The following is a 25,079-nucleotide window of genomic DNA, read 5'->3' as shown; positions in this document are numbered from 1 at the left end:
AGCTGCCGCTGCTGATTCCCGGTGTCGGTGCGCAGGGCGGCGATGCGGAGGCAACGGTGCGTGCGGGCTGGCGGCCGGACGCGCCCATCATCGTCAACTCGTCGCGCGCCATTCTTTATGCATCATCGGCCGAAGACTTTGCCGAAGCGGCGCGCCGCGAAGCCCTCAAGACGCGCGACGTGCTGCAGGCGGCGCGGTCCTGAGTTTCTGCAACAGCCACAATCCGCGAACCAGCGATGCAACTCAAATGGCTGGAAGATTTTGTGGCGCTGGCGCAAGCCCGCAGCTTCAGCCGCGCGGCCGAGTTGCGCCACGTCACGCACCCGGCGTTCGGGCGCCGCATCAAGGCGCTTGAAGCCTGGGCCGGCACACCGCTGATCGAGCGCGACGACACGCCGCTGAACCTTACCGCCGCAGGCACCAGCCTGCTGGACAACGCGCAGCAGATGGTGGGCAACCTCGGGCATGCGCGCGACGAGCTGCTCAATGCCGCCGGACGCCACGAGAACACGGTCACGCTCGCCACCGGACGCACGCTGGCACGCACCCTGGTGGCCGATCTGCTGCTGCGCTTCAAGCCAATGCTGGCCCAGGGCGAGCTGCGCATCCTGACCCGCTCCCTGACCGAGACAGCGCAGATGCTGGAGCGCGGTGAAGTGGATTTCATGCTGATCTACCACCACCCCCTGCTGGCCGTGCGGCTCAGTGCCCGGCAGTACGTGCATCTGACGCTGGCCCAGGACAGGCTGGTGCCGGTCACCCGGGCCAATGCCCAGAGGCGGGGCCAGCACAGCTTCGGCACGAAGGCTGCCACGCCCTACCTGGCCTACGCCGGTACGCTGGCGCTGGGCCGCTTGGTGCAAGACCATCTGGCCAACAACCCGAATGCCCCGCAACTGCAGCGGGTGATCGAGTGCGACTCGGCCGACGCCGTGTATGAATACGCTCTCAAGGGTCTGGGCGTGGCCTGGCTGCCGTGGTCGATGGTGTCGGGTGCCTGCAAGGCGGGCCAGCTGGTGGTGTTGGGCGACGCGCACCTGGAGGTGCGTTTCGAGGTGCGGGCTTACCGCGCCAAGCACCGCCTGAATGCGCTGGCCGAGCGTTTGTGGCAGCAGATGGAGCAGCGTTGAGTTGTTGCCAAAATGGCCATGAATTGTGCCAAAGCGGCACAGACCTAAAAATCGTGATCGTGACAATGGACTGATCTGTGTCCTTTCAGGAGTCGTGATGTCAGCCCCTTGTTTTTCCCTTCACGCCACGCGTTTGCTGGCTCTGTCTGTCATGGGAGCCATGACGATGCTGGCGGCCCTGCCCGCTGCGGCGCAGCCCGAGGCCTACCCCCACAAGCCCGTGACCATCGTGGTGGCCTACCCGCCCGGCGGCAGTACCGACCTGACCGGTCGCACCCTGGCCGCCGAGTTGTCGAAAAAACTCGGTGTGCCGGTGGTGATCGAGAACATCGGCGGTGCGGCGGGCGCGATTGGAGCCCAGAAAGTGGTCAATGCCGCACCGGATGGCTACACGCTGCTGGTAGGTGCCAACAATGAAATCGCCATCAACCGGCTGGTGTCCTCTTCGGTCAAATATGACATCAAGGACTTCACGCCGCTCGGCTTGATTGCCTCGCAGCCGCTGGTGCTGGTGGCCTCGCAGAAGTCCGGTGTCAAAACGGTCGATCAGTTCCTGAGCCTGGTCAAGCAAAACCCGGGTAAGTTCAGCTATGGCTCGTCGGGTGTGGGCAGCTCCCTGCACCTGGCCGGTGAAATGGTCAAGGAACAGGCTGGCCTGTTCATGACCCACATCCCCTATCGCGGCGTGGCGCCACTGACCAATGATTTGCTGGGCAACAACATCGACTTTGGTGTCTATGTGCTGTCCAGCGCGCTGCCTCACATTCGCAGCGGCAAGCTGGTGCCCCTGGGCACGACCGAGCTCAAGCGCTCGGCGGTGACGCCCGACATTCCCGCGTTGGCCGAAACGCCCAAGCTCAAGGGCATTGACATCGGCACCTGGTATGTGCTGATGGGGCCAGCCCGCATGCCAGCGCCTGTGGTGGCCAAGCTCAAGAAAGCCTTGAGCGACTCGCTGCAGTCGCCCGAGCTGCGCAAGAAGCTCGAAGACGCGAGTTCCACCATCGCCCCGCTCAATGTGGACATGCCCAGGTTCCTGAGCACCGAGATCGCGAAGTACAAAAAGATTGTCGACTTTGCCAAGATCACCGAATGACCCGTTCACGCATTTTTTTGGAAGAAAAACCATGAAGTCCTCGTCTGTTTCCTGCCGTGCCGCGCTGTGCGGTGCCCTGGCCTTGCTGGCCTGCGCCAGCGTGCTGGCTCAGCCCGATAGCTACCCCAGCAAACCTATCACCATCGTGGTGGCCTACCCGCCCGGCGGCAGCACCGACCTGAATGGGCGCACTTTGGGTGCCGAGCTGTCGCGCAAGCTTGGCGTTCCGGTCATCATCGACAACGTGGGCGGGGCCGGCGGTGCGATTGGGGCCCAGAAGGTGGCCCACGCCGCACCGGATGGCTACACCCTGCTGGTCGGCGCCAGCAACGAGATCGCCATCTCCCGCCTGGTGTCGAGCGCCGTCAAATATGACGTCAAGGACTTCACTCCGATCGGCCTGATTGCAACCCAGCCCATGGTGCTGGTGGCGTCGCAGAAGTCAGGCGTCAAGACGGTGGACCAGTTCATCAACGTGGTCAAGCAAAATCCCGGCAAGTACAGCTATGGCAGCTCGGGTGTGGGCACCGCCTTGCATCTGGCTGGCGAGATGGTGAAAGACCAGGGCGGCCTGTTCATGACCCACATCCCCTATCGCGGCGTGGCGCCTTTGGCCAACGACCTGCTGGGCAACAACATTGATTTCGGTGTGTTCGTGCTGTCCAGCGGACTGCCGCACATTCGCAGCGGCAAGGTGGTCGCACTCGGCACCACCGAAGCCAAGCGCTCGCCGATGACCGCCGACATTCCGGCTCTGGCCGAAACGCCGAAGCTCAAGGGCATCGACATCAACATCTGGTTTGCGCTGATGGGTCCGGCTCGCATGCCTGAGTCGGTGGTGGCCAAGGTTAAAAAAGCCCTGAACGAGTCCTTGCAGACGGCTGAGCTGCGCAAGAAGCTTGAAGACTCGGGATCGACGGTGTCGCCCCTCAATGTGGACATGTCCAAGTTCCTGAACCAGGAAACCGCCAAGTACAAACGCATTGTTGAATTCGCGAAGATCAAAGAATGAACACCCCCTTGCAATTTTATTTGCCCAAGCCCGACATCGCCGCCTGGCGCACCGGCAACACCGGCGTCGAAGGCGTCTGGCAGTTTGACTCGGGTCGGCCCGGCCGCCATGTGCTGATCGCCGCGCTGGTGCATGGCAACGAGCTGTGTGGCGCCTGGGCAATCAAGGGCCTGCTTGAAGCCGGACTGAGTCCCGCGCGCGGGCGGCTCACGCTGGCGTTCTGCAACCTCGCAGCGTTTGACCGTTTCGATCCGGCCAGTCATGATGCCTCGCGCTTCGTGGACGAAGACCTCAACCGCCAGTGGTCGCCCGAGCGCATTCAGGCCGGTGGTACGCAGGAGCGCCGGCGCGCTGCGGAGCTGCAGCCTTTTGTTGAACAGGCTGACTGGCTGCTCGATGTGCATAGCATGCATGAGCCCGCCGCGCCGCTGCTGCTGACCGGCATGCAGCCACGCAACCTGGCGCTGGCGCGCGAGCTGCGCAGCCCCGAGCACATTGTGGTGGACCCCGGGCACAAGGACGGTGTGCGCATGCGCGACTTTGGCCGCTTTGGCGATCTGTGCGCCGACGGTAGCGACAACGGCACCCGCTCCTTGCTGATCGAATGCGGTTTTCATGGCCACTTGGAAAGCCGCACCGTGGCCCAGGATCTCTGCGTGCGTTTTCTGCGGGCTTCCGGGGCGCTGGACGCGCAGGCGCTGCAGCAAGCCCTGCCGGGCTGGCTGCAAGCCGACGCGCCCCGCCAGTGGGTGCTCGAAGTCACCGGCCCGGTGGTGGCCAGCAGCGACCAGTTCCGCTTTACCGAGCCTTTCCAGGGGCTGGAACTGATCGAGAAGGCGGGCACCGTGATCGGCTGGAACGAGGCCGAGCCGGTGACCACGCCCTACGACGACTGTGTGCTGGTGATGCCATCGACCCGCCAGGCCAAAGCCGGTGTGACCGTGGTGCGCTTTGCGCGCCGTCGTCCCTTGTGATGCCGGGGGCACGAGCGCGGCGCTGGCTGCAGCGCCGCGCTTGTGCTCATGTTTTTTGCTATTGTTTTAATAGCTGCTTGTGCCCGTGCTGATTTGGTTAATGGCTGATTTTGTTTGAATTCAGGGTTTGTGAGGGAGTGCCTGCTCTCACCGCCGCTTGAGCAGCCCCAGCATCACGCAGCCGAGCGCGGCGGCCACCAGCGCAATGCCGGCCCACTGCCACGGTGTGATGACTTCGCCCAGTACCAGCATGCCCGTTGCCAGGCCCACGATGGGTACGCCCAGGCTGAAGGGTGCCACGCGATTGGCGGGGTGGCGCTTGAGCAATCCGGTCCACAGGCTGTAGCCCACGATGGTCGCAACCCAGCCCAGATAGGCCACCGCCAGCCAGCTCGACCAGCGGGCCTGCGTCCACTGCCAGCGCACGGCTTCGGGGTCAAACATCAAGGACAGGGCGGCAAAGGGCAGCACCGCCACCACGCTGCTCCAGACAACAAAGGCCGGGGTCGAGTAGTTCCCGGCAACTTGCTGCACGCGCCTGGCCACAATGTTGGACAGGGCCCACATGGCCGCTGCGCATAGCGTCAGCACAAAGCCCAGCAGGGTGGTGGCACTGCCACCACCCTCGCCAGCCGCACCGGGGTTCATGTAGTTGAGCGCAAAGCACGCCAGGCCCAGCGCAGCCAGCACCAGGCCTATCTGTAGCGGCCGGCTGGCACGCTCATGCAGCAGCACAAAGCCGAACAGCGCGGTAAAGAAAATCTGGGTCTGCAACAGCACCGACGCCAGCGCGGCCGTCATGCCGACTTTGAGCGCGATGAACAAAATGCCGAACTGCCCCACGCCCTGAAAGACGCCATAGAGCAGCAGCCACTTCCACGGAATCCTGGGAGGCCGGATGAACAGCGCCAGCGGCAGCACGGCAAACACATAACGGGCAGCGCCCAGTTGGAAGGGAGTGAAATCGCGCAGGGCAAATTTCATCACGACGAAATTGACGCCCCACAGCACCACCACCACAAGGGCGGCCACCAGATCGCGGCCGCTCAGGCGGGCGTCGTTCACGGTGCGACCGCGCCGCTGTGGGGCGAGCCAGGGTGTCGGGCTGAAAAGCGCAAGGGGGGGGTCATGGTGTCGCGGGTTGGGTTGGGAGGCAGACCCGACCGATTATTCCCCAACGGTGCCCATGGACGCATGCGGTGTGCGGATAAAACGTGGCGCCGGGTGTGAATCTGCTACTCTTTACATCTTCATTTTTTCTAAAGGTCCACCATGCCCACATCCAATCAGACCAGTGTCGAGTCGCAACAACAACTGGTCAGTGATATCAAGTCCGTGATCTCCGATGCCGAAGAAATGTTGTCCGCCACCGCAGACCAGGCGGGTGAAAAAGTCGCCAATCTGAGAGCCCGCATCCAGACCCGTCTGCGCGACGCAAAAGTGCGCCTGACCGAGGCCGAAGCCGTACTCGTCGCCAAGACCAAGGCCGCCGCTCAGGCCACAGACGCCTATGTCCACGAGTCACCCTGGACGGCTATCGGTGTTGCGGCCGGCGTGGGCTTGCTGGTCGGTCTGGTCGTTGCTCGCCGCTAAGCGGGCCGTCCGGGCCGGGTTCCGAACGATATAGGCGCCCATGGCCAATGCATCTGGCGGCGCGGGTCCTGTGCGCGCTGAAAAACATCGCGGCCACGCAGCCTGCCGCTATAGGCCCGGGTGCGCGGCACGGGCGGCATTGAGGTGGGCCTTGACGCGTTGCGCCAGTGCAATGTCGCCGGGCGTTTCAGGCAGCCAGGCCTGCACGGGAATGGTTTTACCGTCGCGGTCAAGCGCCACGAAGACCGCCAGGCACTCGGTGACGATTTTCATCTGTCCGGTTTTCATGTCGCCGCTGCGCACCTCCATAGAGATATTCATGCTGGTCTTGCCGGTGTAAGCCAGGCGGGCTTCCACCTCGACCAGGTCACCGATCATGATGGGGCGATGAAAGCGCAGGCTGCCCACCGACACCATGACGCAGTCACGCTTGGCCCAGCCGGTGGCGCAGGCGTAACCGGCTTCGTCTAGCCACTTCATGACGGTGCCGCCGTTCACCTTGCCACCAAAGTTGACGGTGCCGGGTTCGGCCAGAAAGCGCAGGGTGATGGATGACATGGTAGGTCTGAGTTGGGGGACGTTAGGGCTGGTTTGTAGCGACGGTCAGGCTATTATCAAACAACCATGAGCCAACTCCTCGTAAACGACTACCTTCAGCAGCCGCGAAACCATTGTTCGCGAGGCCTTCAAAGACCTCCTGAAAGCATGGAGCAAGCAGCAGGGCCTGGTGTTCATTGCCGAGTTCCCGCTCAAAACTGCTTTCAAAACCAACATCAGCGTGGACGGCGTACTGCTGCACGAGTTGCGCATGCCGCTGGGCTACTGGGAAGCCATAACCCAGCTACTGCGCGTCACCACGGTGAGTGTGGAAACGGCGCGGATTACCGAGGCGATGAAAACGGTGAAGTGCCAATCACTGGGCTGAATACGACAACGTAAACACCAGAAGCGTAGTGGGAGTGTCGGGTTAGGCTGTGCTAACCCGACCTGCAGATTGCTATAAAAACAATAGCTGTTAGTTCTTATTCCGTCTACGCTGCAGGCAATAAACGCTTTAAATACCGCTCGGTGTGGCTGTCCGGGTTGGCGGCAATGTCTTCGGACGTTCCTACGATGGTTGCTACCTATCCCTGGGAAGCCACTGCCAGCGTACGGACTCGGAGTCGAAAACAAAAGACAGCGCCATGAAAGGCAGGATGGCCGCCGCGCACAGCGCGAGTACCAAGCCCAGCAGGGTGGTGGCGCTGCCGCCGCCCGCGCCAGGGTTCAGATTATTGTCGTCGATTGGCCGTTTTAGGGCCGAAAAGGACCTCAAGCCTGTGTTTACGGGGGGGAAACCCCTATCAAAACCCCGTTGACATAGAAATCAGTTCAACGATACAGTAAATCGTTCTACTCGGAGCATGGCAACTCATCCAATACCCATCAGGAGACAAAAATGACTTCAGTTTCACGCCGCCAGTTTGTCCAGTCGTCGGCCGCCTCGATTGCGCTGGCTACCGCGGGCTTTTCGAAAATGACCAGCGCGCAGGCAACCGTCTCGCTGCGTCTTGCGGACGCGCTTGCGGCCGACCCCACTTCCTCCCACTTTGTGTGGTTGCAGCTGATGGAAGCCAACCTCAAGAAGGCCGTCGGGGACAAGATCAAGATCGATTACTTTCCGAATAACCAGCTTGGCAAGGAAAGCGATGTGGTGCAGCAGGTCAAGGTCGGCTCGATCGACATGATGGTGACGGGCTCATCGATATGGGCAACCGTGGCGCCGCAGTTCGGCATGCTGGATCTCGGCTACATGTTTGACAGTTTTGAACATCTGGCCCGGGCGCTAGACGGCGGTGTGGGCGCCAAACTAAATGACATGCTGCAAAAAAGCACAGGCTGCCAGGTCCTCACTTGGGGTGTGCACTTTGGAGCACGCAACGTCTATACCAAGCAGCCGGTGAAGTCGCTGGCTGACATCAAGAACGTCAAGATACGTGTTCTGCCAACACCGGCCTTTATTGAAACCTTCAAGATCATGGGCGCCATTCCGACGCCGATTTCGTTCGGCGAGCTCTACATGGCGGCACAGACAGGCGTGGTCGATGGCTTTGAGCATGACGCGGCCACTGTGCTGGCCACCAAACTCAATGAGGTCGTCAAATACTGCTGGATGACAGAGCACCTGTTCCCCCCGATGGTGGTCGTCATGGGCAAACGCGGCATGGACAAGATTCCTGCGGCGCTGCGCCCGGCCTTTATGAAAGCGGTAGCCGATTCAACCCTCCAGCAGCGCAAGATGGGCGCCGAAAAAGGCAATCAGGCGATTGAGGAACTCAAACGCTTGGGCATCACGTTCACGCCGATGGCGAAAAACGAGCGCGATCTGGTTCGCAAGGAAATGGATACCCGCCTGTGGGCCGGTTTTGCCAAACAGTACCCCGAGACGGCGCCGTTGTTCACGGCCATCTCTGCAGCGCGGGCCTGACCCATGACGGCGAACATGTCGACAGCAATCCCGCACAGGCCAGCACAGCCGGCACTTGGCTTTAGCGTCAGCCATTCGTCTGGCCGCTGGCTGGCCTGGCTGATGCGGATTACCGAGTACGTGGCGGGTGTGGTGCTGGCCGTCGATGTGCTGGTAGTCTTTGTGTCGGTGGTTTTTAGATACTTCCTGCACGATCCTTTTGACTGGGCCGAGGAAGTGGCCCGCGCTCTGATGATTATTCAGGTGTTTTTTGGCGCTGCCACTGTGCTGGCGCGAAGCCAGCATGTGGGGGTTGACATATTTCGCGGCCTGCTGCCGGCACGCTGGCAGCCAGCACTGATCCAGTTCGGCAACTGGATCATTGTCGGAGTGTCGGCCTGTCTGTTCCTGTCGTCCTGCGAACTGCTGGTCGACTCTTACAGCATGACCACCTCTATCGGCTTACCTCAGTGGATTTATATCTACCCGGTAGTCATTGGCAGCCTGTTTATGACGATGTTTGGCATTGCCAACGCCATCGATGGCCCTTCGCGGGTGGTCTGGTCCACGCTGGGCGTCGGCCTTGCGCTGGTGGCAGTGGTCACGCTCTGGAACAGCCTGCTGCCTGAGCAGGCCGTCAAGCCCTGGATGCTGCTAAGCATCGGCTTTATTGGCGGACTGATGCTGGGTGTGCCAATTGCTTTTGTGCTGGCGCTGTCGTCGCTGGTCTTTTTCATGGCAGATCCCTCACTGCCGATGCTGGTGTATTCCCAGCAGGTGATGGCGGGTACGGATCACTATGTATTGCTGGCCATTCCCTTCTTCGTGCTGGCCGGCTTATTGATGGAATCAAACGGCATGTCGTCGCGACTGATCGAGTTGTTGCTGCGCATGTTCGGCCGAGTCAGGGGCGGTCTGGGCCTGATCACCATCACCGCGACGGCTTTTTTCTCGGGCGTCTCCGGTTCCAAGCTGGCAGACATTGCCGCCGTGGGCGGAATCATCATGCCCGCTGTGCGCAAAACAAAACAGGATCCGAACGAGACAGCAGGTCTTCTGGCCTGTTCCGCCGTTATGGCCGAGACCATTCCGCCCTGCATCAACATGATCATGATGGGCTTTGTGGCTAATATTTCGATCGCAGGTCTCTTCATGGCCGGGCTGGTGCCTGCTGCGGTGTTGGCCCTGTCGTTGGCGGCTGTAACCATTTATATGGGCACCAAAATCAATCCCGACAAAGCCTTTGACGTGAAGAGGCCGATGTTTCGCCTGCTGGGTGGTGCGCTGGTGGCCCTGATCATGGTTGCCATGATCGGCAAGGGGGTGACTTCCGGCATTGCCACCTCCACCGAGGTCTCTGCGTTTGCAGTCATGTATGCCCTGGTTGTGGGCTGGCTGGCGTTTCAGGAATTGACGGTCAAATCAGTCGCGAAAATTTTTGTCCGCTCAGCGTCGATGGCCGGGGGTATTCTATTTATTATGGCTGCGGCGTCCAGCATGTCATTTGCATTGACGATCCAGCAGATTCCGCAGTACCTTTCACAGTTCATGATCGCCTTTGCCCACTCCTACGGCAGCACCATGTTTGTGATGTTGTCAGTGCTGATCATGATTGTATTTGGTGCCATTCTTGAAGGTGCGCCAGCGCTGATCATTTTTGGTCCCCTGCTGACACCCATTGCCTCACAGCTCGGCGTGCACCCATTACATTTTGGGACCGTCATGGTGATTGCCATGGGACTGGGACTGTTTACGCCGCCTGTCGGCCTGGGTTTATTTGCCACCTGTGCCATCACCGGCACGCAGGTCAAGGATGTGGCCGGGCCCATGATGAAATACTTGGCGGTGCTGTTTGTAACGCTGGTGGTGCTGGTTCTGGTGCCGGCGTTTTCCCTCTGGCTGCCCACCCGTATGGGCTTGTGATAAAAAAAATAAGGACTGCGTGAGTAAAATTCGAGATGTAGCCAGCCATGCTGGCGTGTCCACCAGTACTGTGTCCAACGTGCTCAACGGCCGTGGCAACCGCATGACCAAAGAGACGCTGGCTCGGGTAGAAGCGGCGATTGCCGAGCTCAAGTACCGGCCCAACTCCACAGCGCGCCAGCTCAAGACCGGGCATACGCCCGTGCTGGGCTTGCTGGTGCCGTCCATTGCCAACCCGATGTACGGCTTCATCGCGCGCGAGATCGAAACCCTGGCGCAGGAGCGCTATGGTTTTCGCATCATGATCGGCAACACCTACCGCGACAAGGACAAGGAAGCCCGGTTTTTCGACGACCTGATGTCTCATGGCGTACGCGGCGTGATCATCATATCCTCGCTCATCGACGAGCAGCACTTCGAGTCCGCCGGGGAGCGCGGGCAGGTGGTAGTGAGTTACGACCGGCGTGCCACGCCCGGCGTGGAGTCGGGCATTGACCACGTGTCGGTCGACAACTTTGAAGCCGCGCGGCAGGCGACTGCCCACCTGATCGAGAAAGGCCATACCCGGCTTGCCTTTGTGTCGGCGGCCGGCATGACCATGAGCCGGCGCGAAAAGATTAACGGCTTCATGGCAGCCGCTGCCAGTGCCGGCCTGGCAGCCAGTACCCAGGTGATTGAAGGCACTCCGCTCAATGAATACGGTGATTCGATGATGAGCGAGCTGGGCCGTATCGAGGCCGTGGCTCTGGCCGGACGGAAAGGCTCAGAGCGGCCCACCGGTATTGTCGCGGTCAACGACATGATGGCATTGGGCCTGATGGCCGGCTTTCGCGAGGCGGGTCTTTCCGTGCCGGCAGATGTGTCGGTCGTGGGAATTGACGATGTGTTTTTGTCCGCGCTGATGCACCCGGCCTTGACCACGGTGCGCCTGCCGGTGCCCGAGATGGCCCACACCATCGTGGAGCGCGTGATGAGCCGGCTGGCTGATCCGGCCATTCCCACGGGCGAGTTCATGTTCCAGCCTACCCTGATGGTCAGGGCCTCGGTGGCTGCCCCAGGTCGCAAAAGCAAGCGTCCTCCCGTTAAATTTTTGAGCAAGGTTTTTGAATGACAACGGTTTTCGTCAGCCACCCCCAAAGCAAGCTGGCACACTATTTCGGCGACAGGGCCACCGCCGCGCTGCAAGCCATTGCCGACGTGCGCTTCAACCCCGGCGAGACCGATCTTTCATCGCAGGAACTGGCGGCATTGGCGCAGGACTGTGATGTGATCATCTCCTACCGTCAGACCCTGGGCGATGAAGCGCTGTTTGCCGCGCTGCCGCGGCTCAAGGCCTTTGTGCGCTGCGCGATCGACATCCGCAATATTGATGTGCCGGCCGCCAGCCGACACGGCGTGCTGGTCACGCAGGCCAGCGCCGGCTTTATTGCTTCCGTGTCCGAGTGGATCATCGGCGTGATGATTGACTTGAGCCGCCACATCAGTGCGTCTGTCGCGCTGTACCAAGCGGGCCAGCCCGTTGTGCCGGTGATGGGGCGCGAGCTGCGGGGCGCCACGCTGGGCGTGATTGGCTATGGCCAGATCAGCCGCTATTTGTGCGATGTGGCGCTGGCGCTGGGCATGGGTATTGTGGTGTCTGATCCGCACACGCCAACCGGTCGCCAAGAGCTGGTGCAGACCGATTTGACACAACTGCTGAAGGAGGCTGACTACGTGGTCTGCCTGGCCGCAGCCACCGAGGCGACCGAGAACATGATGAACGCGCAGGCCTTTGCTGCGATGAAACCGGGCGCTTTTTTCATCAATGCATCACGCGGCAACTTGGTGGACGAAGATGCGCTGCTTCAAGCGCTGGATGCCGGCATCCTGGCGGGCTGCGCGCTGGATGTAGGCCGCGCACCCGACCAGATGCCGTCAGCCCGGGTGGCGCTCCATCCGCGCGTCATCGCCACACCCCATATCGGTGGTCTGACGTTGCCGGCGATTGAGCACCAGGCGATGGAAACCGTGGCGCAAGTGGCTGAAATCATGCAAGGGCGTGCGCCCAAAGGCGCGGTGAATGCGCAGCAGGCCCACCGCTGGCAGCAGGCCTCCGGCGTGCCCAAGCTCGCCTGAGCGGCAAGCGCTTTATCACCGCATCCTTTCCGATTCCTGAAAATCCCTTTTTGGAAACATCCATGGAAACCACCCGAAACAAAACCTATCCCGGCGCGTGCGACTGCCACGTGCATATCTACGAAGACCGCTACCCGCTGATTCCGAACGTGGCAGTGATACCGCCGCACTCGCCGGTGTCGGCCTACCGGGCGGTGCAGCAGGCACTCGGTCTGGATCGCGCCGTCATCGTGCAACCGACAGGCTACGGTTTTGACAACAGTTGTTCGCTGGCGGCGCTGGCCGAGTTCGGCGCGTCGGCACGCGGCATCGCCCTGATTGCACCGGATGCCCCAGACGCCGAAATCGCGCGTCTGCACCAGGGCGGCATGCGTGGTGTGCGCTACATGATGATTGGCGGCGTGCTGCCCTGGGATTCGCTGGAGCCGATGGCTACCCGTCTGAAAAAATTTGACTGGATGATCAACCTGCAGTTGGACGGCCGCACCATGCCCGAGCATGAAGAGGTGCTCAAGCGCTTGCCCTGCAAGCTGGTGATCGACCACAACGGCAAGTTCCTGGAGCCGGTCAGCCCCGATCACCCATCGTTCCAGTCGCTGCTTCGCGTGCTGGACACTGGACGCGCCTGGATCAAGTTGTCGGCGCCTTACGAAACCTCCAAAACCGGGGCGCCCGGTTATGACGATGTCAGCCTTCTGGCGCGCACACTGGCAGAGAAGTTCCCCGAGCGTTGCCTGTGGGCCAGCAACTGGCCGCACCCGGGGCGCAACCCCGCGCCCTCGAACGTGGCCCTGTACGACCTGCTGTTTTCGTGGACCAGCAGCGACGCAGCGCGCCAGAAGATCCTGGTGGACAACCCGACGCAGTTGTACGGGTTTTAAATGGTTGCTATTAAAAATGTAGCTATTTGTGCTCGTCAGCAATGGGCTGACTGGAGCGGAACCCGCGATCACGAGAAAGCCGTCGCTGAAGTTCACCACCAAAAATTGATCGCAACCTATTTTTTCGGAAATTCCGCATGAACGCCAAGCAACGCAAAACACCTGAACAACTGCGCAGCCATCGCTGGTACGGCGTCAAAGACCTCCGTTCCTTCGGCCACCGTTCGCGCACTGCGCAAATGGGCTACCACCGCAGCGACTATGCCGGCAAACCGGTTATCGCGATTATCAACACCTGGAGTGATATCAATCCCTGCCACAGCCACTTCAAGCAGCGTGTAGAAGAGGTCAAGCGCGGCATCTGGCAGGCGGGCGGCTTTCCCGTGGAAATGCCCGCCATGAGCTTGTCCGAGCCCTTCCAGAAACCGACCACCATGCTGTACCGGAATCTGCTCGCACTCGAAACCGAAGAGTTGCTGCGCTCCTATCCGGCCGACGGCTGTGTATTGATGGGCGGCTGCGACAAAACCACGCCGGCGCTGATCATGGGCGCCATCAGCATGAACCTGCCGGCTATCTTCATGCCCGCCGGACCCATGTTGCGCGGCAATTGGAACGGCGTCACCCTGGGCAGCGGATCGGATACCTGGAAGTACTGGGCCGAGCTGCGCGCCGGCAATATCACCGAAGAAGACTGGCAAGGCGTCGAAGACGGCATTGCACGCTCGCCCGGCCATTGCATGACCATGGGCACGGCTTCGACCATGACCAGCGCGGTGGAAGCCCTGGGCTTGTCCCTGCCCGGCTATGCATCGATTCCCGCGCCCGACTCGCGTCATGCCCAAATGGCCACGCTGACCGGCAAACGTATCGTTGACATGGTCTGGGAAGACCTGCTGCCCTCGGATATCTTGAGCGCAGCTGCTTTCGATAATGCGGTGACCACGGTACTGGCTTTGTCGGGCTCCACCAATGCGGTCGTGCATCTGATTGCAATGGCGCGCCGCGCCGGCATACCGCTGGACCTGAAGCGCTTCGATGAACTCGCGCGGCGCACGCCGGTGCTGGCGAATCTACGCCCTTCCGGAAAATATCTCATGGAAGATTTTTATTACGCAGGCGGACTGCCGGCCCTGCTGTCGCGCATACCCGATCTGCTTGATCTCGAACAGCGCAATGTGAATGGCGCAACCCTGGGCGAGAATATCAGCAAGGCCCGCAGCTTCAATGATGATGTGATTCTGCCGCGCGACAAACCTCTGGTGGCCAATGACGGCCTCGCTGTGCTGCACGGCAATCTCGCGCCGAATGGCGCGGTGATCAAACCCGCTGCGGCCGAAAAACATCTGCTTAAACACACCGGCCCTGCGGTGGTGTTCAAGAATTACGAAGATATGGCGGCGCGGATTGACGATCCGAACCTGGATGTGGACGCCAATTCGGTGATTGTGCTGCAAAGCGCCGGCCCGCAAGGTGCGCCGGGCATGCCCGAATGGGGTCAGTTGCCGATTCCGCAGAAGCTGCTCAAAGAAGGCGTGCGCGACATGCTGCGCATTTCCGATGCACGCATGAGTGGCACGAGCTACGGCGCCTGTGTCTTGCATATCACACCCGAGTCGCATATCGGCGGGCCCTTGGCGCTGGTCAAGGACGGCGATCTGATCGCGATTGATGTCGAACAGCGCAGCCTGAATATGCTCGTCGATGAAGCTGAAATCGCGAAGCGCAGAAAAGCCTGGGTGCCGCCTATCACTAAATTCTCACGCGGCTACGGCGCGCTCTATCTCAAACATATCAAGCAGGCCGATGAAGGCTGCGATTTTGATTTTCTGGAAACGGATTACGGCAAGAAAAATACAAGCGGCGCAGGCAACGTAAGCGGCGAGCCTGAAATCCACTAATAGGCCTGATTCAAAGCTCAGCAGCATCCATAGGAGACCAACATGTCAGTTAGGAATGTCAGCCGGCGCCGGGCGGCGCTGGCCGCAACATTGGCGGGCGCATTGTCCGCTGCCGCAATATGGATTCCATCCGGAGTCATGGATGCGCAGCAGGCGTGGCCTAACAAGCCAGCAGTGATTAAACAAACCGGATTAAAGGCAGAGTAATGAAATTCAACGCAGATATTTTTCGCCGCGGCGCATGCTTGACCCTTGGCCTGCTGGCTTTCGCAGCCTGCGCGCAAACCGCTTTCGCGCAGGCCTGGCCGGCAAAGCAGCCAATACGCATCGTCGTGCCATTCCCTGCTGGCGGCAGCACCGACGCCGCCGGACGCATGCTTGCCGCCGAACTCACCAAGTCGCTCGGGCAAACCGTTGTGGTTGAAAACCGCGGCGGCGCCAATGGCAATATCGGCGCGGAGAATATCGCAAGGTCCGCGCCCGACGGCTATAGCCTGCTGATCTCCGGTGTGGGCTCGAATGCGATCAATTATTCGTTATATGGCAAGATGCCCTATGCCAATAAGGACTTTGCGCATATTTCCCTGATGACAACCGGACCCAATGTGCTGGTCGCCAATCCGAACTTCCCCGCCAACAACGTTGAGGAATTGATCGCGCTGGCACGCAGCAAGCCGGGCAAACTCACCCATGCGAGTTCGGGCAATGGTTCTTCCGGTCATCTGGCCATGGAGATGCTCAAGCAGGTCGCGGGCATCAACCTGATTCATGTTCCCTATAAGGGCGGCGCACCGGCGATCACCGATACGATGGCCGGTCACGTTGATCTACTCTTTATCAATCAGGACAATGCGCTGCCCCAGGTCCGCGCGGGCAAACTCAAGATACTCGCGGTTGCCAGCCTGGAGCGCAACTCGGCTTATCCAGACACACCGACCATAGCCGAAACCATCCCTGGTTTTTCAGCGACATCCTGGTTCGGTCTTTCGGCCCCGGCTGGCACCCCGCCCGAAATCATTGCGCGCCTGCAAAGGGAAACCGTCAAAGCGTTGGCTCAGCCGGCCGTGCGTCAGCAACTGGAGAGCCTGGGTTTTGTCGTCGTCGGCAATACGCCGCAGCAATTCACCGAATTCGTCAAACGCGAAATCGAAAAATGGGGCCAGGCAGTTAAAGTATCCGGCGCTCATGTGGATTAAATTACATAAACTCAATTCGGTTCAATCAATAGCCAGGAAGTCATGCCGCACACCACACCTTACAAAGGACTTGGCAACGGTTTTCGTCAAGCCATGCTGAAACGCGAACTGCAGATCGGCTGCTGGGCTTCGCTGGCCACCCCAACCGCAACCGAATTGCTCGGCTACGCCGGTTTCGACTGGCTGCTGATAGACGGCGAGCATGCGCCCAACGATTTAAACTCCTTCCATATGCAATTACTGGCGCTGAAGGACAGCCCATCTGCACCAGTCGTGCGCATGCAATGGAATGATCCGGTGCTGTTTAAGCGCATGCTCGATCTGGGCTTCTACAACTTCCTGATTCCCATGGTGGAAACCGCCGAAGAAGCACGACGCGCAGTGGCCGCGACCCGCTATCCGCCGCACGGCACACGCGGCCTGTCGACTTCGCAGCGTAGCAACCGCTATGGTTACGACCTCGACTATTTCGAGCGCATCAATGAGTCGATCTGCGTCACCGTGCAAATCGAAACCCCGCTGGGCGTTAAGAATGCAGCCGAGATTGCAGCGGTTGAAGGCGTGGACGCCTTGTTTATCGGACCGCAGGATCTTGCCGTCACCTATGGCCAGTTGCTCAATCCTCTGCATCCAGAGGTCCAGGCAGGCATGCAACAGGTCACCGATGCCTGCGCCAAGCAGGGCAAGGCCGTCGGGATTCTGGCGCCTATCGAGGAAGATGCGCGCCGTTATATCGCCATGGGCATGACTTATGTTGCGGTCGGCAGCGACCAGGGCCTGCTGAAAACAGCGAGCAAGAAGCTCGCCGATTTATATCGGTAAAAATGACAGAGTTGCGGTTTATAGCTTAAATAAGCCGCAACCCAAGAGCGTAGAGCAATTCAAGCACTCCTAGACTTTGTCTGTGAGACGCAGCGGAGTATTTATTCAACAACGCCCGTATCTGCGGTACAGTGGCGCTGTTTTTTCTTTCCTTTCGATTCAATGAATTCCGACGACCTGGAATGCTTCGCCCGTGTGGCCCAGTGCGGCAGCATCTCGCGCGCCGCTCTCGAGCTGGGCAGCGACCAATCCACGGTGAGCCGCCAGATCGCGCGCCTGGAAGCTGCGGCGCAGACGCGGCTGTTCCATCGCAGCGGCCGCGGCGTGCTGCTGACCGATGCCGGCCGCGCGCTGCTCGGCTATGCGCGCAAGGTGGCCAACACGCTGGAAGAAGCCCGGCGCGTCATCCATTCCTTCTCGGAGCACGGTCCCGCGCAAGTGGTGATCGCGGCGCAGCCGACCATTGCGCGCAGCGTGTTCGGACCGATTGGCAAGGCGCTCAAGGCGCAGTTTCCCAAGACCCGGTTGCGCTTCGTCGAGGGCCTCGGCACTCACATGCTGTCCTGGCTGGCCGACGGCGAAATCGATATTGCAGTGTTTTACCTGCCCACGCATGCAGGCGGCCTGAAGGTGGATATCCTGCTGCGCGAGGAAATCCGGCTGGTGGCGCCGCCGGACCATGCGCATATCGGCAGCGAGTTTTCAGTGCGGCGCCTGGGCGAAGTGCCGCTGATCCTGCCCAGCACCCATCACGGCTTGCGCCTGCTGGCGGAATCTCTGGCGGAGAAGGCGGGCATCACGCTCAACATCGCGGTGGAGTGCGATGCATCGACCAGCGTCACCAAGCGCATGGTGCTGGCCGGCTCGGGCTGCACCATCCTGCCGCTGGCGGCAGTGGCAGAGGAGGCGGCGCAAGGTCGGCTGCTGACTGCGCGCCTGGTGGATCCTGAAGTCACGCGCGAAGTGGCGATCGCCACCTCCAGGAACCGGCCCGCAGTGGTCGAGCTGTGGGGCATCATCCACACCATCCGACAAGAGATCACCGGCATCGTCAGCAGCGGCGGCTGGCCGGGCGCGCAGCTGCTGGAGTAAGTTGCTGGAGTGGCGTGGCCGACCCTCAGCCGTCAGCCGGGCAGCACCGACTTGGCGAAGGTGTCACGCTGCATCTCGCGCACGGCCTGAAAGAATCGACAGCGTGGCATGCACGAAGCCGTCGCGACGCGCGACCGTGCCCTGCCGATAACTCTCGAGCACGATGCAGCGCGGCATTGCACTCGGCCAGCAGCCTGGGCTGGTCCAGCTGCACATTGGCAGTGGCTTCAATCATCAGATTCGGTATGGCGGCCCCCTAGCGTATTTCGAGCACCGACAACGGGCCCGGCGATGTGCCGCGCGCCTGTTGCACCGCTGCTGCCGCCTCATCCATTTGCGTGAGCGTGCCGCTGTCTATCGGTATGCGTTCAGCGCGGGCGCGGCGCGAACGTTGTTCCGGCTCGCCGGGCAGCATGATGTCGTCGAAGCCTTCGCGCAACGGCGCCGACTGCACCCAGTCGACAAAGGCATTCACTTCATCGCCGAACATATCGGCCGTGCCCATCCGTTGCGGATCGAAGACCACCGCCAGCATGTTGTTCCAGATCGCGTGTTTCATCGTCGTATTGGCGGGGCGCGTGGTCTCGCCGCCGGTCAGCGCTGCGCCGAGCAGCTCGCACACCATGGCCAGCGCATAACCCTTGTGGCCCGCAAATGGCAGCAGCGCGCCGCGCGGCGTGCCAGCCGGCGGGAAGATCACGCCCGGGTCCGTGGTCGGCTGTCCGTGCCGGTCGAGCAGCGAATTGTCCGGCACCTTGACCTGCTTGTTGTGCGCGACGCGCACCTTGCCCATTGCGAGGGCGCTGGTGGCGAAGTCGAGCAGGATGGGTTCGCGGCCGGGCACCGGGATGCCGACCGTGAAGGGATTGGTGACTATGCGCGCCTGCGTGCCGCCATGCGGCGCGACGACCGGAAAGCTGACTGCATTGACGAAGTGCACCGACACCATTCCCTGCGCCACCGCCTGCTCCGCCCAGTGGCCGACGCGGCCCAGATGATGCGAATTTTTCAGGCCCATCACGCACACGCCATGCTGGCGCGCACGCGCTATCGCCAGGTCCATCGCTTCATGCGTGACGGCCTGTCCCATGCCGCGCCGGCCGTTGATGGTCAGCATGGTGCCGCTGTCCTGCTCGACGTCCACATGCTGGTTCAGCTGCAGTTCATCGGCAAGCCAGGAACTGACATAGCGCGGCACCATGCCGACGCCATGCGAATCATGGCCAGCCAGATTGGCGCCGACCAGATGGTCCGCGGTGAGTTTCGCTTCGCGCTCATCAGAGCCGGCGGCAAGAAAAATGTCGACGACCCAGCGATGCAGGTCGGCGGTGGGAATCAGGTGTTCTGTCATGAGAATGTGAGGGAAGGAAACGAGGATGCCGCGCGCACTGCAGGCGAACCGCAGATGCAGCGCGCGCGACGGATGCTTATTCTGCCTCGATATGCGCGCTCTTGATCAGTTGCGCCCACTTCTGTACTTCTGCCTTCTGGAAGGCGCCCAGTTCGGCCGGGCCGGCGCCGGAAGGCTCGACGCCCAGGCCCAGCAGACGATTCTTCATGTCCGGCTGCTGGATGATCTTGGCGATGTCCGTCGCCAGGCGCTGCACGATCAGAGCAGGCGTGCCGGCTGGGGCAAAGATCGCTTGCCACGACACAATTTCATAACCCTTCAAACCAGCTTCCGCCATGGTCGGCACATCGGGCAAGCTGGTGGCGCGCTTGCTCGAGGTGACCGCCAACGCGCGGAACTTGCCGGCCTGGATCAGTGGAATCGCGGCCAGGATGTTTTCAAACACCAGGGTGACTTGCTCGCCCAGCACTGATTGCGTGGCCGGTGCGCTGCCCTTGAAAGGCACATGCAGCATGTTGACGCCGGCCATGTTCTTGAACAGCTCGCCCGACAAATGCTGCGAGGTGCCGCTGCCGGAGGAAGCGAAGCTGATCGCTTCCGGGTTGGCCTTGGCGGCGGCGATCACGTCGGCCACGCTGCGATACGGGCTGTTGGCATTGACCACCAGCACATTGGGCAAGGTACCGATCAGGGTCACCGGCGCGAAGTTCTTCACCGGGTCATACGGCATCTTCGCATACAGGCTGACATTGATCGAGTGCGAACTGATCGTGCCGCCGACCAGCGTGTAGCCGTCCGGCGAAGCCTTGGCGACGAAGTCGGAACCGATATTGCCGCCGGCGCCAGCCTTGTTCTCGATCACCACCGGAACGCCCAGCATGGGCGACAGGCGTTGCGAGATCAGGCGTCCGAGTATGTCCGTGGTGCCACCCGCTGCAAAGGGCACCACATAGGTGATGGGCTTGCCGGGCCATTTTTCCTGCGCATGGGAAGAGGGAATACCGGCCGCGGCCAGCATAGTGAAACAGGTGAGCGCAACGATGTGTTTGCCGATACCCATGAATGTCTCCTTGTGTTTGTTGTGTGTGTATGGTCTGGTTTGGCCAGGCTGGGAAAAATGTACCCTTTCGCCGTGCTTTCTCTTATGGATATAACGCATAGCAGAAATGCGTGATTCCCCGAACAAAGCGGGAAAAGCTGTTCCACAATCCCGACATTCCATCATCCTGTTTCACTCCCACTATCCGACCGACATGAACCAGATCGCTTCCAAGGACCTCACCCAGCAACGCCTGCGCTCCGGCGGCCACGTGCTGGTCGACGCTTTGCACATTCACGGCGTGGACCGCGTTTATTGCGTGCCGGGCGAAAGTTATATCGACGTGCTGGATTCGTTGCTCGATTACCCTGATATCGACGTGATCGTCACCAAGCATGAAGGCGCGGCCGCCAACATGGCCGAAGCCGATGGCAAGCTGACCGGCCGTCCCGGTATCTGCTTCGTCACGCGCGGCCCGGGTGCTACCCATGGCAGCTGCGGCACGCATATCGCCTTCCAGGACTCCAGCCCGATGATTTTGTTCATCGGGCAGATCCCGCGCGAACACCGCGGCCGCGAATCCTTCCAGGAAGTCGATTACACCAAGATGTTCAGCCCGCTCGCCAAGTGGGTGGCCGAGATCGACGATCCGGCTCGCATTCCGGAATTCATTGCGCGCGCCTTCCAGGTCGCGACCTCCGGCCGGCCCGGGCCGGTGGTGTTGTCCGTGCCGGAAGATGTGCTGGGCGCGACGGTCGATGTGCCGGATACGGCGCGCTATCAGCCGGTGGCGGCCACGCCCAGCCCGGTGGACGCGCTGAACCTGGCTGGCATGCTGGCGCGCGCCAGCCACCCGCTCGTGATTGTCGGCGGCGCCAACTGGAGCGAGCAGGCCTGTGCCGACCTGGCCCAGTTTGCCAAGGCATGGAACCTGCCGGTGGCCGCAGCTTTCCGCCGCCAGGACTTGCTTGACAACCGGCATGACAACTACGTCGGCCATATGAGCCTGGGCATCAATCCCAAACTCGCCGAGCGCCTGCGCAATGCCGACCTGGTTCTGGCCGTCGGCACCCGGCTGGGCGACATCACCACCGATTCCTACACCAACCTGGCCGCGCCGCGCAGCACGCAGAAGCTGATTCATCTGCATGCCGATGCGGCTGAGTTGGGACGCGTGTATCAGCCGGATCTCGCGATCCTCACCGGGGTCAATGCCGGGGCAGCGATGCTGGCCAGCCTGGATGCACCGTCCAAGGCCGCCCGTTGGGCCGACTGGACACGCGATGCGCGCCGCGACTATCTCGACTTCACTGCCTTGCCCGCCGCGCGCGCCGACCGCGAGGGGGTGGACATGGGACAGGTGGTGGCTCATCTGAACCGTATCCTGCCCGAGGATGCGATTCTCACCAACGGCGCCGGCAATTACACGATCTGGCTGCATCGCTTCTATCAGTACCGCAAGTCGCGCACCGAGCTGGCGCCGACCTGCGGCGCAATGGGTTACGGCTTCCCGGCCGCGCTGGCCGCCAAGCTGCGCCATCCGGACCGCACGGTGGTGTGCTTTGCCGGCGACGGCTGCTTCCTGATGTATCCGCAGGAACTGGCGACGGCGGTGCAATTCCAGGTGCCTGTGATTGTGATCGTCGCCAACAACGGCATGTACGGGACGATACGCATGCATCAGGAGAAGCGCTTCCCGGGACGCATTTCCGCGACCGGGTTGCAAGGGCCGGACTTCGTGGCAATGGCGAAGTCCTTTGGCGCGTATGGCGAGCTGGTGGAAACCAGCGAGCAGTTTCCGGAGGCATTCGCGCGCGCGCAAGCCGCGGGCAAGCCGGCCGTACTGGAATTGCGAACGGATGTGAAGCAGATTACGCCGGGGATGCGGCTGGACTAACTGAGCCGCAGAATTTCCGTGTGCGCCGGAATCCAGCTTCCCAGGCGCAACCCGACGCAGTTGTACGGGTTTTAGAAATTGCTATCAAAAGCGTAGCTGTATACGCCCGTCATATATTGGCTGTAGCCATTAATTTCATAAAAATTTCGCCAAAACCCGGCTTCGAGGCATCCCGCGCGCTGAACGATTCCAGCCTTTGATTTTTGTCCCGTGGGCGCAGCCCGCGGCCAGCATCAGGGCGAGGCAGGCGCGGGTTTTTCTTCCCTGGTGACCAGCCAGATGCCGAAGCACACCAGCAGCAGCGCGACGCCGTTCTTCAACTCGAGAAAGCTCTCGTCCAGGAACAGCGCCGACAGCACCGTGCCAAACACCGGAATCATGAAATTGAAGACGGTGACCATGCTGACGCGGTTGTACTTGAGCAAAACGGTCCACAGCGAAAACGCCGTCGAAGACAGCACCACCAGATAGACCATCAGGGCGGTTGATTTGAGCGTGAAACCTGTCAGCGTGCCGCCAGTGGCAAACCCGATCAGTAGCAGGGCCGTGCCGCCTATGGCCAGCTGGTAGCCTGTCAGCACCATGGAGTCCACGCGCTGCGACACCTTCTTGCCGTAAATGCTGGCGGCCGACAGCACAAAGGCGGCGATCACGACAAAGCCTTCCCCCAGCAGCGTGAAATCGAAGCTCAGCAAGCCATCGCTGAAGTTCACCACCATCACGCCCACAAAGCCCACGACACAGCCCATAATTTTGTTGAAGCTGAGTCGGTCATTTTTATAAACGAAGTGCGCCAGCAGCACGCTGAAGAAGGTGCCGGTGGCATTCGTGATCGAGCTCTTCACACCCGTGGCATAGGCCAGGCCGATGTAGAAGAACACATACTGAAGACTGGTCTGGGTCAGGCCCACCAGTGTGACTTGGCCCAAGGTGCGCCGGTCCAGTTGGAGCACCGGTTTTTTGCTCAAGGCGGCAATCACCAGCAGCACCAGGCCCGCGAAGATGAAGCGGTAGCCCGCAAACACCAGCTTGGACGGAATGTCATTGGCCGCAATGCTGAACAGTGCGTAGCCGTTTTTGATGGCCGGGTAGGCGCTGCCCCAAAGCAGGCAGCACAGCGATGCAAGAAGAAAAACCACCTTGCGGCTGGTAAAAAACGACTGACTGTTCAAGGGGGAACATCCTGTGAGGCGAAGCGCGTGAAGCGCCGAGAAGCGATAAAAGAAACGGTCGAAAGCGGACGGAAGGAGAGGTGGAAAGCGGGCGATCAGAGCAGCCGTGCCAGATACCGCCCGGTGTGGCTGTCCGGGTTGGCGGCAATGTCTTCGGGCGTGCCTACGCCCACCACGGTGCCGCCACCGGCGCCGCCTTCGAGGCCCATGTCGATCACCCAGTCGGCGGTCTTGATGACGTCGAGGTTGTGCTCGATCACCACGATGGTGTTGCCCGCGTCGCGCAGCTGGTGCAGCACCTTGAGCAACAAGTCGATGTCGGCAAAATGCAGGCCGGTGGTGGGTTCGTCCAGGATGTAGAGCGTGCGCCCAGTATCGCGTTTGCTGAGTTCCAGCGCGAGTTTCACGCGCTGCGCCTCGCCGCCTGAAAGCGTGGTGGCCGCCTGGCCCAGCTTGATGTAAGAGAGGCCCACATCCAGCAGGGTGTGCAGCTTGCGTGCAATGCTGGGCACGGCCTTGAAAAATTCGGCGGCTGCCTCGACCGTGAGGTCCAGAATCTGCGCGATGTTTTTGCCCTTGTACTGCACCTCAAGGGTTTCGCGGTTATAGCGCTGGCCTTTGCATACGTCACACGGCACGTACACATCGGGCAAAAAGTGCATTTCCACTTTCACCACGCCGTCGCCCTGGCACGCCTCGCAGCGGCCACCGGCGACGTTGAAGCTGAAGCGTCCCGCGCCGTAGCCACGTTCACGCGCCATGTTCATTTCGGCCATCAGCTCGCGAATCGGCGTGAACAGGCCGGTATAGGTGGCCGGGTTGCTGCGCGGTGTGCGGCCAATCGGCGACTGGTCCACATTGATGACCTTGTCGAAGTGCTCAATGCCTTCAATGCATTCATGCGGCGCGGGCTCTTCATGCGCGCGGTACAGCGTGCGCGCCACGGCCGTATACAGCGTGTCGTTGACGAGTGTGGACTTGCCGGAGCCGGACACGCCGGTGACGCAGGTCAGCAGGCCCACGGGAAACTCCACACTCACGCCCTTGAGGTTGTGTCCGGTGGCGTTGACTACCCGCAGCGCCTGCATGTCGCCCTGGGTGGCCAGGTGTACGGCTTCGCGCTCGGCGCGGCGGGCCGCTGCCGGGCTTTGCGGAAAGCGCGAGATTTTTTTCTTCTCGGCGGCTTCTATCGACTTCACGGTGGGCAGCCAGGGCGTGCGGTGCTTTGGCACGGCAATCTTCAGCGTTCGCGCCAGGTACTGCCCGGTCAGCGACGCCGGGTTGGCCTGAACTTCTTCAAACGTGCCTTGCGCCATCACGCGGCCGCCATGAATGCCAGCCCCCGGCCCCATGTCAATCACATGGTCTGCGGCGCGGATCATGTCTTCATCGTGCTCCACCACCAGCACGCTGTTGCCGATGTCGCGCAGGTGTTTGAG

22 protein-coding genes and 2 pseudogenes are annotated in these 25,079 nt (G+C 61.2%); 18 read left to right on the top strand and 6 right to left on the bottom strand.

The window, feature by feature from the left end; translation table 11 throughout:
- The 5 genes and pseudogenes from B3F77_RS18140 to B3F77_RS18120 form a co-directional block, all read left to right on the top strand.
- Positions 1 to 203, top strand: a pseudogene (locus B3F77_RS18140) (orotidine 5'-phosphate decarboxylase); the annotation flags it as partial.
- 33 nt (positions 204 to 236) lie between these two features.
- Positions 237 to 1,130 carry a LysR family transcriptional regulator gene (locus B3F77_RS18135; RefSeq protein ID WP_293606308.1) on the top strand — a complete coding sequence of 298 codons (894 nt, stop codon included), beginning with the start codon at positions 237 to 239 and terminating at the stop codon, positions 1,128 to 1,130.
- Positions 1,131 to 1,227: 97 nt separating this feature from the next.
- A complete protein-coding gene (locus B3F77_RS18130; RefSeq protein ID WP_293606307.1) occupies positions 1,228 to 2,226 on the top strand; it encodes a Bug family tripartite tricarboxylate transporter substrate binding protein in 999 nt (332 codons plus the stop codon).
- Positions 2,227 to 2,257: 31 nt separating this feature from the next.
- Positions 2,258 to 3,238 carry a Bug family tripartite tricarboxylate transporter substrate binding protein gene (locus B3F77_RS18125; RefSeq protein WP_293606306.1) on the top strand — a complete coding sequence of 327 codons (981 nt, stop codon included), beginning with the start codon at positions 2,258 to 2,260 and terminating at the stop codon, positions 3,236 to 3,238.
- The gene (locus B3F77_RS18120) at positions 3,235 to 4,212 is read left to right on the top strand and encodes a succinylglutamate desuccinylase/aspartoacylase domain-containing protein (protein WP_293606305.1); all 978 of its coding nucleotides are present in this window, start codon (positions 3,235 to 3,237) and stop codon (positions 4,210 to 4,212) included. The genes B3F77_RS18125 and B3F77_RS18120 overlap by 4 nt, the downstream gene beginning before the upstream one ends.
- Before the next feature lie 147 nt (positions 4,213 to 4,359).
- Here the strand turns inward: B3F77_RS18120 and B3F77_RS18115 are convergent, their stop codons facing one another.
- Positions 4,360 to 5,277, bottom strand: a complete 918-nt coding sequence (locus tag B3F77_RS18115; protein WP_293606304.1) for an EamA family transporter — start codon at positions 5,275 to 5,277, stop codon at positions 4,360 to 4,362.
- A 207-nt stretch (positions 5,278 to 5,484) separates the two neighbouring features.
- On the opposite strand from B3F77_RS18115, the gene B3F77_RS18110 reads away from it, so the two are divergent.
- Positions 5,485 to 5,805, top strand: a complete 321-nt coding sequence (locus B3F77_RS18110) for a DUF883 family protein (RefSeq protein ID WP_293606303.1) — start codon at positions 5,485 to 5,487, stop codon at positions 5,803 to 5,805.
- Positions 5,806 to 5,913: 108 nt separating this feature from the next.
- Here the strand turns inward: B3F77_RS18110 and B3F77_RS18105 are convergent, their stop codons facing one another.
- The gene (locus tag B3F77_RS18105; RefSeq protein WP_293606302.1) at positions 5,914 to 6,363 is read right to left on the bottom strand and encodes an acyl-CoA thioesterase; all 450 of its coding nucleotides are present in this window, start codon (positions 6,361 to 6,363) and stop codon (positions 5,914 to 5,916) included.
- Between the two features lie 169 nt (positions 6,364 to 6,532).
- Between B3F77_RS18105 and B3F77_RS18100 the strand changes: the two genes are divergently transcribed.
- From B3F77_RS18100 to B3F77_RS18050, 11 genes are all read left to right on the top strand, one after another.
- Positions 6,533 to 6,730, top strand: coding sequence for a hypothetical protein (locus B3F77_RS18100; protein WP_293606301.1), 198 nt, complete (start codon positions 6,533 to 6,535; stop codon positions 6,728 to 6,730).
- A gap of 513 nt (positions 6,731 to 7,243) precedes the next feature.
- Entirely contained in the window at positions 7,244 to 8,272 is a 1,029-nt protein-coding gene (locus tag B3F77_RS18095; protein ID WP_293606300.1) for a TRAP transporter substrate-binding protein, read from the top strand.
- 15 nt (positions 8,273 to 8,287) lie between these two features.
- Positions 8,288 to 10,174, top strand: coding sequence for a TRAP transporter large permease subunit (locus B3F77_RS18090; RefSeq protein ID WP_414703042.1), 1,887 nt, complete (start codon positions 8,288 to 8,290; stop codon positions 10,172 to 10,174).
- Between the two features lie 19 nt (positions 10,175 to 10,193).
- Entirely contained in the window at positions 10,194 to 11,285 is a 1,092-nt protein-coding gene (locus tag B3F77_RS18085; protein WP_293606299.1) for a LacI family DNA-binding transcriptional regulator, read from the top strand.
- Positions 11,282 to 12,289 carry an NAD(P)-dependent oxidoreductase gene (locus B3F77_RS18080; RefSeq protein WP_293606298.1) on the top strand — a complete coding sequence of 336 codons (1,008 nt, stop codon included), beginning with the start codon at positions 11,282 to 11,284 and terminating at the stop codon, positions 12,287 to 12,289. Before B3F77_RS18085 ends, B3F77_RS18080 begins: the two co-directional genes overlap by 4 nt.
- 62 nt (positions 12,290 to 12,351) lie before the next feature.
- Positions 12,352 to 13,170 (top strand): amidohydrolase family protein, encoded by an 819-nt coding sequence (locus tag B3F77_RS18075; protein WP_293606297.1) that lies wholly within the window; start codon positions 12,352 to 12,354, stop codon positions 13,168 to 13,170.
- Positions 13,171 to 13,311: a hypothetical protein gene (locus B3F77_RS18070; protein WP_293606296.1), complete on the top strand. Its 141-nt coding sequence runs from the start codon at positions 13,171 to 13,173 to the stop codon at positions 13,309 to 13,311.
- Positions 13,308 to 15,071, top strand: coding sequence for an L-arabinonate dehydratase (gene araD, locus B3F77_RS18065; RefSeq protein WP_293606295.1), 1,764 nt, complete (start codon positions 13,308 to 13,310; stop codon positions 15,069 to 15,071). Before B3F77_RS18070 ends, araD begins: the two co-directional genes overlap by 4 nt.
- A 206-nt stretch (positions 15,072 to 15,277) precedes the next feature.
- Positions 15,278 to 16,267 carry a Bug family tripartite tricarboxylate transporter substrate binding protein gene (locus tag B3F77_RS18060; protein WP_293606294.1) on the top strand — a complete coding sequence of 330 codons (990 nt, stop codon included), beginning with the start codon at positions 15,278 to 15,280 and terminating at the stop codon, positions 16,265 to 16,267.
- Positions 16,268 to 16,309: 42 nt separating this feature from the next.
- Positions 16,310 to 17,089, top strand: coding sequence for an aldolase/citrate lyase family protein (locus B3F77_RS18055; protein WP_293606293.1), 780 nt, complete (start codon positions 16,310 to 16,312; stop codon positions 17,087 to 17,089).
- Between the two features lie 162 nt (positions 17,090 to 17,251).
- Positions 17,252 to 18,181: a LysR family transcriptional regulator gene (locus B3F77_RS18050; RefSeq protein WP_293606292.1), complete on the top strand. Its 930-nt coding sequence runs from the start codon at positions 17,252 to 17,254 to the stop codon at positions 18,179 to 18,181.
- Positions 18,182 to 18,437: 256 nt separating this feature from the next.
- Here the strand turns inward: B3F77_RS18050 and B3F77_RS18045 are convergent, their stop codons facing one another.
- Together B3F77_RS18045 and B3F77_RS18040 are read right to left on the bottom strand one after the other, a co-directional pair.
- Complete coding sequence (locus B3F77_RS18045) at positions 18,438 to 19,532, bottom strand: malate/lactate/ureidoglycolate dehydrogenase (RefSeq protein ID WP_293606291.1); 1,095 nt, start codon at positions 19,530 to 19,532, stop codon at positions 18,438 to 18,440.
- Positions 19,533 to 19,608: 76 nt separating this feature from the next.
- Positions 19,609 to 20,550: a Bug family tripartite tricarboxylate transporter substrate binding protein gene (locus B3F77_RS18040; protein ID WP_293606318.1), complete on the bottom strand. Its 942-nt coding sequence runs from the start codon at positions 20,548 to 20,550 to the stop codon at positions 19,609 to 19,611.
- A gap of 235 nt (positions 20,551 to 20,785) precedes the next feature.
- Between B3F77_RS18040 and B3F77_RS18035 the strand changes: the two genes are divergently transcribed.
- Entirely contained in the window at positions 20,786 to 22,468 is a 1,683-nt protein-coding gene (locus B3F77_RS18035) for a thiamine pyrophosphate-binding protein (protein WP_293606290.1), read from the top strand.
- Between the two features lie 233 nt (positions 22,469 to 22,701).
- Here B3F77_RS18035 and B3F77_RS18030 read toward each other — a convergent pair whose 3' ends face one another.
- Both B3F77_RS18030 and B3F77_RS18025 read right to left on the bottom strand, forming a co-directional pair.
- The gene (locus tag B3F77_RS18030) at positions 22,702 to 23,640 is read right to left on the bottom strand and encodes a DMT family transporter (RefSeq protein WP_293606289.1); all 939 of its coding nucleotides are present in this window, start codon (positions 23,638 to 23,640) and stop codon (positions 22,702 to 22,704) included.
- 95 nt (positions 23,641 to 23,735) lie between these two features.
- Positions 23,736 to 25,079, bottom strand: a pseudogene (locus B3F77_RS18025) (excinuclease ABC subunit UvrA); the annotation flags it as partial.

Origin of the sequence: Polaromonas sp. UBA4122, from assembly GCA_002381615.1 — a bacterium.
GTDB lineage: Bacteria > Pseudomonadota > Gammaproteobacteria > Burkholderiales > Burkholderiaceae_C > Polaromonas.
Note: the sequence above shows the minus strand (reverse complement) of the source record. Positions and strands in the feature narration are given on the sequence as shown.

Bases quoted from the DNA above. Each gene is read 5' to 3' on its own strand.
- B3F77_RS18135 (WP_293606308.1), top strand. From the start codon at position 237: ATGCAACTCAAATGGCTGGAAGATTTTGTGGCGCTGGCGCAAGCCCGC.
- B3F77_RS18130 (WP_293606307.1), top strand. From the start codon at position 1,228: ATGTCAGCCCCTTGTTTTTCCCTTCACGCCACGCGTTTGCTGGCTCTG.
- B3F77_RS18125 (WP_293606306.1), top strand. From the start codon at position 2,258: ATGAAGTCCTCGTCTGTTTCCTGCCGTGCCGCGCTGTGCGGTGCCCTG.
- B3F77_RS18120 (WP_293606305.1), top strand. From the start codon at position 3,235: ATGAACACCCCCTTGCAATTTTATTTGCCCAAGCCCGACATCGCCGCC.
- B3F77_RS18110 (WP_293606303.1), top strand. From the start codon at position 5,485: ATGCCCACATCCAATCAGACCAGTGTCGAGTCGCAACAACAACTGGTC.
- B3F77_RS18105 (WP_293606302.1), bottom strand. From the start codon at position 6,363: ATGTCATCCATCACCCTGCGCTTTCTGGCCGAACCCGGCACCGTCAAC.
- B3F77_RS18095 (WP_293606300.1), top strand. From the start codon at position 7,244: ATGACTTCAGTTTCACGCCGCCAGTTTGTCCAGTCGTCGGCCGCCTCG.
- B3F77_RS18090 (WP_414703042.1), top strand. From the start codon at position 8,288: ATGTCGACAGCAATCCCGCACAGGCCAGCACAGCCGGCACTTGGCTTT.
- B3F77_RS18080 (WP_293606298.1), top strand. From the start codon at position 11,282: ATGACAACGGTTTTCGTCAGCCACCCCCAAAGCAAGCTGGCACACTAT.
- B3F77_RS18075 (WP_293606297.1), top strand. From the start codon at position 12,352: ATGGAAACCACCCGAAACAAAACCTATCCCGGCGCGTGCGACTGCCAC.
- B3F77_RS18070 (WP_293606296.1), top strand. From the start codon at position 13,171: ATGGTTGCTATTAAAAATGTAGCTATTTGTGCTCGTCAGCAATGGGCT.
- araD (WP_293606295.1), top strand. From the start codon at position 13,308: ATGAACGCCAAGCAACGCAAAACACCTGAACAACTGCGCAGCCATCGC.
- B3F77_RS18060 (WP_293606294.1), top strand. From the start codon at position 15,278: ATGAAATTCAACGCAGATATTTTTCGCCGCGGCGCATGCTTGACCCTT.
- B3F77_RS18055 (WP_293606293.1), top strand. From the start codon at position 16,310: ATGCCGCACACCACACCTTACAAAGGACTTGGCAACGGTTTTCGTCAA.
- B3F77_RS18050 (WP_293606292.1), top strand. From the start codon at position 17,252: ATGAATTCCGACGACCTGGAATGCTTCGCCCGTGTGGCCCAGTGCGGC.
- B3F77_RS18045 (WP_293606291.1), bottom strand. From the start codon at position 19,532: ATGACAGAACACCTGATTCCCACCGCCGACCTGCATCGCTGGGTCGTC.
- B3F77_RS18040 (WP_293606318.1), bottom strand. From the start codon at position 20,550: ATGCTGGCCGCGGCCGGTATTCCCTCTTCCCATGCGCAGGAAAAATGG.
- B3F77_RS18035 (WP_293606290.1), top strand. From the start codon at position 20,786: ATGAACCAGATCGCTTCCAAGGACCTCACCCAGCAACGCCTGCGCTCC.